Genomic DNA, 12,620 nt, shown 5'->3' on the forward strand with positions numbered 1-12,620 from the left:
CTTTAATTTATCGCTTTAAAAATAGGGCTTCTGGTAATTCTTTATCTATGGTAAATCCGTTTTCTAGAATAGTATCAATATTTAAAGATTTACTTTCTTTTAAAAGGATTAAGATAGTAATTTCAGATTTTAAAAGTGCCATGACTTCTTCAGAATTCAAAAAATCTAAATTTAATATAGCCACATTTGCTGAGTCTTTAAAGGCTTCTAATACCGTATTTGAAAAATTATATTTCTTATAATTATGTGTAATGTAACTATTAGCAACAATTTCTCTGGCTTCAGAATCTTTAATATATGTTGTTATTTTTCTGTCTGGAGCATCTAATTTTAATAAAAAATCTAATTGGCCAAAATCTTTAGATAAATGTATAATTAATGCTTTAGAATCTAAATAATCTATAATTTCTTTATAAATAGAAGCATTTAGCTTTAGATCTGACTTAACGTTATTATATATACGATTTCCTTTATACCTATATTCTAACAACACTAAAGAATGAAAATATGAAGTATTTTCTACATCTTTTCGTATTGCATTAAACTTCTTTCTAAAATGAGTACTTATTTGTTTCGTTTTTTCTCTTGTAGTTACTCCATAAGAAGAATCTTGAATTCCTATTTTATCTAACACCTTAATAGTTATACTCCCATCACGAATAATAAAACTACCTTTTGGTAATACCTCCGAATTCCCATGAATTAGGATTGGGAGAACGTCTAGCCCTAATTTATCGGCCAAATGAAAGGCTCCTTTATGAAACCTTTTTATTTTATTAGTTCTAGAACGTGTGCCTTCCGGAAACGTAATAAGCGAATACCCTTGTGCTACTTTTTTACGCAAATGTTCTTCTCCATTTTCTATTCCTTTAGAAACTGGATAAAAACCTGCTGCTTGTACTGCTTTACCAAATACGGGAGAATTATATACCCAATCGTTCACCAAAAAAACAATTTTTGGATGCAACATTCCTATTCCTAAAATATCTAAGAAAGAGGTATGGTTGGCAATAATCATAACCGGTTCTTTAAAAGTATCTTTCTTTAAATTAATTATTTCTTTAGATACAAAACCATTGGTATATAGTACTGAACCCATAAGTTTAGAAATAGACCTATGGAAACCTCCCATTTTTATTTTCTTGGAAACTGGAATTATTTTTAATACTAAACTAAAAAAAGAAAGCACCAAACCACCTAAACCAAAATAAGTAAAAGACAAAACAGAATGTATGAAAAGACGAAAAGAAATAGGCCTTTTGGTTTTATTACCAATAAACAATTTAAATAATAAAGGTTGTACCGTAAATGCTATAAGCACTGCAGATAGTATACCTACTAAAGAAACAACCGAAATGGTATATAAAGCTGGATGCTTCGCAAAAATTAGAACGCCAACTCCTAAAATTGTAGTAATTACCGATAATAATATGGATGTTTTATGTGTTGGTACTATTTTTTCTCCTGTTCTATTTTCTGCCAGAAAACCGTTGGTAATAAAAATACTATAGTCTACACCTAATCCAAAAATAAAGGTAGAAATAATGATATTAAAAATATTAAACTCTATTCCCAAAAGTCCCATAATACCAATGGTTAAAAACCAGGTTAAGAAAATAGGAACTCCTGTTACTAAGGTTAAAGAAAAGCTTTTATAAAAAAGAAGCAATAAGATTAAAACTGCAAGTACCGAATAACCAATTAGGCGGTTAAAATCGTTTTTGAGATTCCCCAGGAAAGCTTCGTTCATTCCTTGGCGATCTATTAAAATTGTTTGCTTATTCTTAAGAGTTTTCTTAATGATTTGGGCATTTTCTGAAGTCTCTACTTTTAGCAAAGAAGTTACTGCTGTAAAATCTTCTTTAGTGCCAATAAAGTCTTCTATTACCAATACGTTTATACTCTTATAATTCTCTAATGTTAAAGGTTGGTATTCTTTTTCTAAAGCAGCATAAAAAGGACTAAATGTTTTTGGTTTAAAGCCTAGTTCTTCTCCTGCTACTATTAAGTCGTTTTTGGTTTGTTTGGTTTTAGTTATATTCCAAAATTGCTGCCAACGTTTAATCTTTTCTTCTTGTTTTTTCTGAGAAGAAACCAATGCTCCTATTGAGCTATAATTTTTAAGTACATTCTTATCCTTATATTCTTGTAATAGATTGTAAATACTATCATTAACCTGTAAAGCACTTTCTAAATTATTTCCGTATGCTGCTACGTAGATAGATTTTGAACCAATATCTGTCAATGTTTCTAAATTATTACGAGCATCTAACAATGCTTTAGGCTCATAATTCATCTTAGCAATATCTGTATTAAACAACACCTTATTATACGTAAAAGTGCAAACTACTAATACTAAAGCTATACCTGAAAGAACAATTTTGTTTTTATGAATTTCATACGATGCTATACGGTCTAAAATATTCTTTTTAGAAACCTTTTCTTTCTTAGCTCTATATATTTGCGGAATTAATAGCAAAGCAAAAAAAGATGCCCCTAAAACACTTATAGCAGCAAAAATACCAAGGTCTTGTAATGCTTGCGATTTTATAAATAACAAACATAAAAATGCACTTGCCGTTGTTACACTACTCATTAAAATAGATGGTGCAACATCTATATACAAATTTTTTATACTCTTGTTATTTCTTATATGTGTTAGTATATGTAATGAGTAATCTAGGGTTACTCCCAAAAGTACCGAGCCAATTCCTAAAGAAATTGCAGAAATTTTACCCCGCAAAAGATATAGAATAGCCACCGATAATAGCCCTCCAAAAATAGTTGGTAAAAAAAGGACAATAGGTACTGTAATTTTACGGTAGAAAAAAATTAGAATTACAAGTAGTAGTGTTAATGCTATTCCTACTGTAAACTGGATGTCCTTTTTAATTTGGTTTGCATTGGCTACTGCAACTAAGGCAGCACCAAAATACTCGCTACTTACTTTACCCTTATATGCTGTGTTTAACTCTTCTTGTATTTTATATAGCGATGTAGAAAATCTAGTATTCTTATCGGTTTCACTAGAAGGGTATTTTGGGGTGATAAAAAGCAATATATGTTGCTCATCTTTACTTAGTAAAAAGCCATCTTTAAGAGTAAAATCGTCCCCAACACCTAAACTTTGCAATTTTTTCATTGCCATAAAAGACAATCCTAATGGATCCTTTAAAATAGTTTTTTTTGCAATTATTCCCGTAGGAGAAATAAGGGTATTGTAATTTTGCTTTGTAATGCTTAGTAAACTATCTCTTGTCGTTTTTTGTTCCAGAATTTTATAATCTGAGGCCTCTAAAAAAAGCGGTAAATTTTTGTAAACAAAATCAATCGTATTAAAAACAACAGCATCCGAAACTTTCCCTTGAATATTTTCCACATAATTAGACTCCTTAGATAGGCTATCTAAAAACGTATTTGCATAAGCAGTAATATCTGAAACCTTACTATTAGGTTCTCTTTTAATGTTTACAATAATTTTATCTGTAAACTTAACGGTCTTTAGTACTTTTTGATAGTCTTTATTATCAGTATTAACAGGGATAAGCTTTGTAATGTCTTCCTCGAAAGAAATTTTACTAGCAATAAAACCAAAAGCTATTAAAATAGTAAAGAATGAGAGTAAGCCAACAACTTTTTGCTTACGTAATAGTTCATATATTTTATATAGAAAATTACCCATTATGACTTACTAGCTTTTTTTTCTCAAAAACAGTTAAAAATAAATATGCAGAGAGTCCAAATAAAATGGCTCCAAATGTAGCAAGCGTTAGACTACCTACTATGTACGTTTTTAGGTGTTTAAGACCTTCAAAATTAGTAGTCATTTCTTCTATGGTATAGGAATAATAATCTCCTAACATAAATTGTCCAACTTTAGAGCTTGCATACAATACAAAAGGTATAAATGGCGGTAAGCTTATATTAGAAAAAGTAAATGCTAAGACTTTGTTTAATTTTAAAAGTATGGCTAAAGAAATAACTATTACGGTATGTAAACCCCATAATGGAGAAAGACCAATAAAAATTCCTAATGCTATGGAGAGTGCTTTTTTTCTTGGAGAATCATCATTCTGCAAAAAATCTTCCCTTATAAATCGTTTAAATCCTTTTTTTTTAAAACGCCTGTATAAATCTCTTGGTTTTATATAAAGCAAAGCAATTAATACCAACCAAGTATTTAATATACTTATTCTTGTAAAATCTTTAAAAGGTCTAAAATGCGACACTCTTTCCTTTTCATTGTAGGTAACTTGTACTGGTAAATTCTTTACTAAAGTTCCTTTCCAAGCTGCTCTTACTATAACCTCTATTTCAAACTCAAATTTAGGAGTGTAAAATTTTAAATCCATTAGTTCTGAAATTGGATACAACCTAAAGCCACTTTGGGTGTCTTTTAATTTTACTCCAGTTTCAAACCAAAACCAAAAGTTAGAAAACTTATTTCCAAAGCTACTTTTCTTAGGAACATCAGTCTGTCCCATATTACGAGCGCCTATATAAAGAACATTTTTGGTTTCTTCTTTTTCTAAAGCATTTATAAAAACAGGAATATCTTCTGGGAAGTGTTGCCCGTCAGAATCTATCGTAATGGCATAGGTAAAGCCCAACTCAAAGGCCTTTTTAAAACCTACTCTTAATGCATTACCTTTTCCTTTATTTTCTTGTAATACTATACAGTTTAAATGCTTAAATTCTTCTAAAACATTGGAAGTAGCATCTGTAGAGCCATCATTTATTATAATAATATCTTGGCTATACGCAAGAACGCCTAAAATAACTCTTTTTAAGGTTTTTTGATTATTGTAGGTTGGAATAACTACACAACATTTTAGCTGCTCCATAGACTCCTTTATAGATGATGTGTTTTCTGCCAAAAATATATACGTTGTGGAGGTCTTTTACAAAGACTTTAGTTTTTAACAAAGATAACAATTGAAAATACTAAAACAACTTCTTTTCAGAAGCAGTAAAAAGAGAAGATTGCAAAACATAATCTTTAACAAACTTCTTGATAGCCTTATCTGTATTTTTTTTATAATGGTCTATTAAAAATTGTTTGTCTTCTTCTATTTTACTCTTGTACTTTAAAATTTTTGGCGAATGCTCTTGCACACTTAAGCGAATGCAACGTATCTCTATATTTTTTGGTGCTTTTTGTATAGAAAATTCTAAATAGTCTACCCCTTCTTTAAAGAAGCTCTTTTTTTGTTTTATTCCTTTACTATGCTTTGCTTTTAGGGTAGCAGTTGCTCCTTTATAAGCTACTAAAATAGGTTTACTTTCTTTAGTAATATTTTCTAAAGCTATATATAGCTTTTCAGAAACTTCTTTACTATCACTTGCCAATATAAAATCCTTTCTAATTTCGGTTAAATTATGGCTTAGAAAACTTAGTATTAAAAGTATATTACCAATGAAAAATTTCATGTTAGCTTATAATTTTAAAGGTTGCACTTAATTTTAATGCAAGGGTTTCCTCAAAAGAGGTTGTATTTTTAACCTTAATGGCATCCTCTACTTCTGTAATTGTTAAAGTAAGTTTAAGAGTAGCATTCTTTTCTGGGTTAATAATTGCCATAAATTTAATGTTAGAAGACACCGATAAAAACAACTGCTTTCCTGTTGCTTTCTCTGTAAGTTCTTTTATAATCTGTATCATACAAACTCCTGGCATTACTGGATTCCCAGGAAAATGACCTTTAAAAATATCGTGTTCTTTATATATTTTTATAGTTGCAATTACAGTTCCTGCTTCTTCTGTAAAATCTTCTACACTATATAATCCTTCTATCAACATATTTTAAATCTTAAATTTATAAGCTATACCTACTTGAAAAACATTGTTTAAGCTTGTATTATTACCATTATAATCGTCAAAAAAGTCATCAAACAAGTCTATATTAACAAGACCTTGTTTGTAACGCGCTTCTATTATAAGTCCAAAAGGAAATTCATATCCTATTCCAAAAAGCAAAGATAAATCTATTGGTGTAACATCAGACTCATTTGTATCATTAACTATATTTATAAAATTATTATCAAAATCTAAATCTAAACTAGGCCCCAAAATAAAATGAAATCCTTGTTTAGGTGCTACATAAAATTTATTTACTGCAGCTATAGAAATATAGTTTATATTCAAATCTTCTTCATCATTAGAAGATTCTCCGCCTTGACTAGAAAACCCTATTTCTGGTTGTAAAGCGTAAAAATTCGTGAACCTAACATCTAAAAAAATAGTGCCATTAAGTCCAATTTTATCCTCTAAATTAGTATTAGAAATGTTAGCACTATTTATCCCTAAACGTATTCCTGGGTTTACTTTAGATTGTGCAAAACCTACAATAGAAAAAGCAAAAAATAGGGTTGCTAAAATTACCTTCTTCATCTTAAATTCTTTTTAATTGTATTTTTAATTTGATGTTTTTATGTTCTATTAAAATACGCTTTGCAGCAGCATCCTCTATGTTTAAAAAATGATATACCACTTTTTCTTTTCCCTTATCCTCTCTAATAATTTTTGTTAACCCTATATTCTCATAAAAATAAAAATGGTTTTTGTTTAATACTTCCGCTTCTTTAACTTGAATATGTTCTTTAGTATAAGTTTGGGTACTTACATTAAATTCTTTTACTAATGTTGTAAAGTCTCTTTCTAAAACATTCAAAATAATTTTCTTATTCATATCTTCCAAGATATGATTTACTTTAAAGTCATTTTTATAAAATGAAAAATCTAAAATTTTATTTCCCATTTCCGTTGTAAAAACTAATCTATGCTCTTTATCTGCAATCTTTTTTATGATAATAATTCCAGATAATTTTTTTTTGTAAAACTGTAAATCGGCCTTATAAACATAATCCTTTGTTGCATTAGAAAAATAAGGATTATAAACTTGAGATACGCTTATATTGCTTTCTGCAAAACCATTTTTCTTAGGATAACTTGCACAGGAAACCATAACTAACAAACAAATACTACTGAGCAAATACCGCATCTGGAATTACTTTATTTACTTCACGATTAGAAAAAATAATCTGTGTATAATCATTAGAAGGCTCTACCATTTTTACTTCCAAAACATCCCCATTACTAGTAAATGTAATGTGAAAGGCTTTTATAAATTCGGATAATTTTGGGTCTTTTGGAGCAAAATGCACTTCGCTATTTTTATCTTTTTTAAAATAGGTAATAGTAAAGTATTCATCATTAAACATATCCCCTTTTATACTAGCAGCTATAAGTGTATTTAGCTCTTTAAATAACTTATTAGAACCAATATCTACATTACTCTTATCTCCTTCATTATTTATATAAAGGGTTTCTCCTTTAAACAAAACGGAATACGCAAAAGGTTTTATATATTCCCATTTTACTGTATTTGGAGCTTTAAAAGATAGCTTCCCTGTAGACTCTATATCATTAGACAAAAAATCTAAATGTTTGTATTGGGTAAAATCACTAGAGATAGATTGGGTTTTATTTGCAGTAACTTTCACTTTATTCTTTAATACATCAGCCTCTTTAGAGCTCATTTTTGTTTGTGCCGTAGCTACTGTTCCTAAAGCAATAAAAAAAAGAAAATATACTATTTTATTCATAAGCTACAATATCTAGTAATTCATTCACAGGTATAGACTGCATTTTTTTCTGCTGTAAAAATAGCAATAACTGTTCCAAAACAGCCACGCTTTTAGTACTAGTATCATGTAAAAGAATAATATCGCCCTTTTTTAAGTTTTTGGTTATTCTACGCACCACCATATTCTTTGATCTTTTAGTAGTGTCTAAAGAACGAACACTCCAGCCTATAGAAGTTAATTTCAACTCTTTTACTGCTTTTTTAATTCTTGGGTTTGATACCCCAAAAGCTGGCCTGTATAAACGCATATTTCTGTTAAAAATAGCTTTTACAAGAGCATTTGTTTCCTCTAATTCTTGCTTTACTTTTTCTGTACTTAAAAATCCAAAATTACGAGTATGTGAATAAGTATGGTTCCCTATAGTGTGGCCTTTTTCTAATATTGTAGAAACAATATCTTGGTGTTCCTTTATCTCTTTACCTATACAAAAAAAAGTAGCTTTTGCATTATATTTTTCTAGAAGGTTTAATACTTGAGGTGTAAATTCTGGATGCGGACCGTCATCAAAAGTAATGGCGACTTTATTTTCTTCTATTCTTTGATTTTTATGATGGGAGGTTAAATGGTAATTCCATTGTATAAAGAAAGAGCCAAAAACTGTTAACGCAAACCAAATAAAAGCTATAATACCATATAAATAAAAAGGGATAGGAAGCCAATAATTTGCAATTAATAACAAACAGAAAAGCGCAATTACAATTCTATTTACGTTACCAAACCTTAGCATTGTTTTAGTAAAGTGAAGCTATGATTTTCTCCTCTATACTGATTATATAATAGAATGGTTTTTAAAGTGCTAGTTTGTTTTTGATTTAGTTTAACCACATCTGGGATAGATTGGGTTTTAAGAACCTTAGCTCCTAACCAAAAGCCAAAAGAAGATGCTGTATTATACTCGCCACTTAAATGTTTGTAATATACTTGTTGTGTATTTGCAAAAACACCTTCAGAAAGCAGATTATAATACCCGTCAAAATCTACATCGCCATTATTACCTAGGATAACAGCATCTATTTCGGATACATTAGAACCGCTTTCTTCTAAAAAAGAAATTATGCGTTTTTCTAAATTTTCTTTTGAAAGTGTATTTAGGGTTTCTATTGCAATTACTTGAGCGTAAGAACTCTCTTGTTGTTTAGCAGATAGTGCAAAGAAGCCCGCCCCTTCTCCAAAAATAGCTCCAGAAGTGTTACTTTCTAATAAAGAAGAAGTAGCTGTGTTTTCTTCTTTTACAAAACCTATTAACTGATGAATCTTAACTGTATGTGGGGCATTCTCGTCTACACCACCAACTAGTATATTTTCTTCTTCACCTGAAGATAATTGTAATTGCGCATCTAGTAAAGCCGACTCAAAAGACGCTCCAGAATGTACATATGTAAAATTATATCCTTTGCATTGTATGCCAAGAGCTATTTGTCCGCCGACAGTATTGTGTGTAGACTGTATAAATGAAGTTGGGGTTAAAAACTCCTCATTATTATCTATTAATTTACTCAAGAATTTTTCAGAGTCTATTAAACACCCCATTCCAGTTCCTGTGATTATTGCATCTACTGAATCTATTTGTGCGTCTTGCATAGCAAGGTTAGAAGCAACTACTCCCATTTTTACACCAAGTGCCATTCTACGAGCTGCACCGCCAGAAATAAAATCTTTATAAACAGGGTTTACCACAGGCATAACTCTGTCATTATAGGTAATTACTTCCTCTAAAAACGCTTTATTATCAAAGGTTTTCTGAGCAGAAATAACACCACAACCGTTTATAAAAACTTTTTTCATTATTTAGAAAATATTACGGTGGAACAATTTCCTCCAAACCCTAAAGAATTTGATAAAACTGTATTTAATTCTTTTTCTTTTATTTCTACTTGTGGCCTAATTGCAAACTCCTTCATAGGAGTTGTAAAATTTAAATTAGGAAATATCACATTATTCTGAAGTGCTAAAATAGAGTACACTGCCTCTATACCACCTGCAGCTGCTAAGGTATGTCCTGTATATGGTTTTGTAGAACTAAAATCTGGAACAGCATCTTTAAAAACACGTATTATAGCTCTACCTTCCGATAAATCATTATTTCCTGTTGCAGTGCCGTGCGCATTTATATAATCTATAGCTTCTGGCTTTAAATTGGCAACTTTTAAAGCTTTTTCCATTGCTAAAGTAGCTCCATCTCCATTCTCCGAAGATGCTGTTTGGTGATAAGCATCATTAGCATTCCCATATCCTTTTACGTAGGCCAATACTTTTTTATTTTCTTTAGCCACCAAGGCATCAGATTCTAGTACTAAAAAAGCTGCTGCTTCTCCTAAATTTAGCCCTTTTCTATTTTCATCAAAAGGAGTATTATAGGTGTCTGATAATATCATTAAGGTTTTAAAACCATTAATAGTAAATTTAGATAAGCAATCTGCACCGCCAACCACAACACGGTCTAACTTTCCAGATTTTATAAGTCTGGCACCATACATTATAGCATTTGCTGCCGAGGAACATGCAGTACTAATAGTAGTAACTAAGCTTTCTTTTATACCTAACTCTTCTGCTATTTTTTGGGTAGAATCTCCTGCATGATGGCCTTCTATATATTTTCTATGCGCATCAGTTTCTAGATAGTCGTAATAGTATTTCTCTGTCATATCCATTCCGCCAACACTAGTTGCCGAAATTAATCCAGTTTTGTACGCCGTAACATCTAGAATATTAGCATTTTTCATTGCTTCCTTAGCCGCTACTAATCCTAAAAGAGCTGTTCTAGAATAATTGTTGTCTGGTGGTATTCCTAATTGTTGTTCTAGCTCTTTGTTAGTGAAAGCAATTTCACCAACCATAATAGCATTTTTATGAACCGTATCTATTTTAGAAATTCTAGAAATGCCTTTGTTTCCAGAAATTAAGGAATTATAATTCTCTTCTACATTGTTTCCAATCGCAGAAATAATTCCCATTCCAGTTATTGCAACTCCCTTATTCATAGATTCTTAAAAAATAATATAAAATCTTTCTCTAAGATTATTATTTAGGGCTATTTTCAGAAATATAAGTAGCCATTGTATCTATAGATTCAAATATCTTTTTCCCCTCTTTTGGGTCCGACAATTTTATCCCGTAATCCTTATCTAACATTACAATAAGTTCAAGAGCATCAATAGAATCTAGCCCTAAGCCTTCTCCAAATAAAGGGTCATTATCTGCAATTTCATCTACTGAAACATCTTCTAAGTTTAACTGCTCAATAATCTTATTTTTTAACTCTTCTTTTAACGCTTCCATAATATTTAAAATCTATTATTTATTTCTTTAATTGTGTGCGGAATTTCTGTTTTCTCTTTTGTTACTAGATATAAAAAAGCGGTATACTCTTCTTCATCTACATTTACCCATCCACATAAAACCTTTTCTGCTTTATTTTCTTGTATTAAACCTTCACTATATGCATATAGATATTCTGGGTTAAAGTTTTCAAAGATAAAGAAACTATTTTCAGAATACAGTTTATGTTTAATACTAATTTCGCCCATGCAAATATTTGGTAATGTATATACAAATACAGCCGGACTAGGATAAAAATTATCATTATCCTCTATAGATTTTTGATATTTTCTATCGGTATCTAAACTAGAGGCGTTATTAGAAAAAACAAGTGCAATATTTTCTTCTTTTTCTGGTACAACATTTTCATGTTTTAATAAAACGTCTGCTCCTAAAAAAGCTAATTTACTTAAGCTATCCATTTTAAAAAACTTGGAATAATCCGTTTCCAAATTTTTATAAGCCATTTTTATAAAGTCTACAAAAGATTCTTTTTCTGGAGCCTTATAAAGCAATTCTCCATTTAAGAAAATAGAATTGTTTTTTATATGACAATAACTCGTTATGTAAGTTTTAGAACTCAATTATTCTTATCTTTTTTTACAAACTAATATAGTATGGTATTCTCCTATCGCAATATCTTCTTTAATGTATAGTCCAGCTTTTTCCGCTAGTCTAATCATAACTTCTGCTCTGTACATTTTACTGTTACCATTAGCAAGGACTGTAAAGTACAAAGAAGTTGCTTCTAGAATAAATTTAGCATTATCAAACCGTTGCCTGTCTGTAAACGTTTCCATAATTAGAAGCTCTGTATCCTCATTCATACCTTCTACACAGGTAGATAGTATTTTTACAATCTCATCCTCAGAAAAACAATCTAAGAATTGACTCATCCAAATAACATCTGCTCCAGTTCCTACTTTTGGATTTTCAGAAAGCCAATCTATCTCTTGTCCAGAAATTCTATGGTCTAAATTATTCTTTTTAGCATTATTAAGTGCCACATTTAGTTGCCCAGGAAGATCAAATATTTTAACCTTAACATCTGGATCATGCTTACAACAAAGTAAAGCACATTTTCCTGTGTTACCGCCAATATCAAAAATTTGTTTTGGTTTATTTCTGAAAAGAATTTTTAAAGCCTCTTCAAAAGCACCATCGGAATAATGGTGATCAAACTCAAACCAAGACTTTTTAATTTCATCTGGTAAAACAGATAATCCTTCATAAATGGTATCCCATTTTCCAAGCTCTTTTAAACCAGAAGGTTTTCCTGTTTTTATGGAATCATTTAAATGATAAAGCCCTTTAAAACAAACATCATTAGTAAAATTCATATTAACCCTAGCAGTTTCATTAAACGCTAAAAAATAACCAACTTTAGTAAGCTCGTATTTATTATTTTCATTTACATAAACAATATCTGAACTTTCTGCCATTTCTAACAAAACACCTAAACCATACTCACTAACAGATAAATCTTTTGCTATTTCATCTATAGTAGTTCCTCCTGATTTATTTTTATCAAAAATATAATCTAAAACCCCTAATTTTTTTAAAGAAACCGAGGTTTGAAAAATAAACGGTGCAAAAGCAATTTTTTGTGCTTCTTCTAGTGCATCTATTGCTTTCATGTGTTTTTGTGGCATTTA

13 protein-coding genes are annotated in these 12,620 nt (G+C 30.2%); all 13 read right to left on the minus strand.

Annotated features, from left to right (window positions below; translation table 11 throughout):
• Positions 1 to 7: 7 nt before the first annotated feature.
• Positions 8 to 3,682, minus strand: a complete 3,675-nt coding sequence (locus tag Q0945_RS02395; RefSeq protein ID WP_299430412.1) for an MMPL family transporter — start codon at positions 3,680 to 3,682, stop codon at positions 8 to 10.
• Positions 3,675 to 4,877: a DUF2062 domain-containing protein gene (locus Q0945_RS02400; protein WP_299430414.1), complete on the minus strand. Its 1,203-nt coding sequence runs from the start codon at positions 4,875 to 4,877 to the stop codon at positions 3,675 to 3,677. The genes Q0945_RS02395 and Q0945_RS02400 overlap by 8 nt, the downstream gene beginning before the upstream one ends.
• Before the next feature lie 67 nt (positions 4,878 to 4,944).
• Positions 4,945 to 5,430 carry a hypothetical protein gene (locus tag Q0945_RS02405; protein ID WP_299430416.1) on the minus strand — a complete coding sequence of 162 codons (486 nt, stop codon included), beginning with the start codon at positions 5,428 to 5,430 and terminating at the stop codon, positions 4,945 to 4,947.
• A gap of 1 nt (position 5,431) precedes the next feature.
• Positions 5,432 to 5,800 carry a 3-hydroxyacyl-ACP dehydratase gene (locus tag Q0945_RS02410; RefSeq protein ID WP_299430418.1) on the minus strand — a complete coding sequence of 123 codons (369 nt, stop codon included), beginning with the start codon at positions 5,798 to 5,800 and terminating at the stop codon, positions 5,432 to 5,434.
• A 3-nt stretch (positions 5,801 to 5,803) separates the two neighbouring features.
• Positions 5,804 to 6,391: a porin family protein gene (locus tag Q0945_RS02415; protein WP_299430420.1), complete on the minus strand. Its 588-nt coding sequence runs from the start codon at positions 6,389 to 6,391 to the stop codon at positions 5,804 to 5,806.
• A gap of 1 nt (position 6,392) precedes the next feature.
• Entirely contained in the window at positions 6,393 to 7,001 is a 609-nt protein-coding gene (locus Q0945_RS02420; RefSeq protein WP_299430422.1) for a hypothetical protein, read from the minus strand.
• Entirely contained in the window at positions 6,982 to 7,605 is a 624-nt protein-coding gene (locus tag Q0945_RS02425; RefSeq protein WP_299430424.1) for an outer membrane lipoprotein carrier protein LolA, read from the minus strand. Before Q0945_RS02425 ends, Q0945_RS02420 begins: the two co-directional genes overlap by 20 nt.
• A complete protein-coding gene (locus Q0945_RS02430) occupies positions 7,598 to 8,374 on the minus strand; it encodes a polysaccharide deacetylase family protein (RefSeq protein ID WP_299430426.1) in 777 nt (258 codons plus the stop codon). Before Q0945_RS02430 ends, Q0945_RS02425 begins: the two co-directional genes overlap by 8 nt.
• Positions 8,368 to 9,432, minus strand: a complete 1,065-nt coding sequence (locus Q0945_RS02435) for a beta-ketoacyl synthase N-terminal-like domain-containing protein (protein WP_299430428.1) — start codon at positions 9,430 to 9,432, stop codon at positions 8,368 to 8,370. Before Q0945_RS02435 ends, Q0945_RS02430 begins: the two co-directional genes overlap by 7 nt.
• Positions 9,432 to 10,628 (minus strand): beta-ketoacyl-[acyl-carrier-protein] synthase family protein, encoded by a 1,197-nt coding sequence (locus Q0945_RS02440; RefSeq protein ID WP_299430430.1) that lies wholly within the window; start codon positions 10,626 to 10,628, stop codon positions 9,432 to 9,434. The genes Q0945_RS02435 and Q0945_RS02440 overlap by 1 nt, the downstream gene beginning before the upstream one ends.
• 40 nt (positions 10,629 to 10,668) lie before the next feature.
• Positions 10,669 to 10,926, minus strand: a complete 258-nt coding sequence (locus tag Q0945_RS02445; protein WP_121063768.1) for a phosphopantetheine-binding protein — start codon at positions 10,924 to 10,926, stop codon at positions 10,669 to 10,671.
• Between the two features lie 5 nt (positions 10,927 to 10,931).
• The gene (locus tag Q0945_RS02450) at positions 10,932 to 11,549 is read right to left on the minus strand and encodes a 3-oxoacyl-ACP synthase (RefSeq protein WP_299430432.1); all 618 of its coding nucleotides are present in this window, start codon (positions 11,547 to 11,549) and stop codon (positions 10,932 to 10,934) included.
• A 6-nt stretch (positions 11,550 to 11,555) separates the two neighbouring features.
• A complete protein-coding gene (locus Q0945_RS02455; protein ID WP_299430434.1) occupies positions 11,556 to 12,617 on the minus strand; it encodes a methyltransferase in 1,062 nt (353 codons plus the stop codon).
• Between the last annotated feature and the right edge of the window lie 3 nt (positions 12,618 to 12,620).

Origin of the sequence: uncultured Maribacter sp., assembly GCF_947500405.1 — a bacterium.
Taxonomy (GTDB): domain Bacteria; phylum Bacteroidota; class Bacteroidia; order Flavobacteriales; family Flavobacteriaceae; genus Maribacter_B.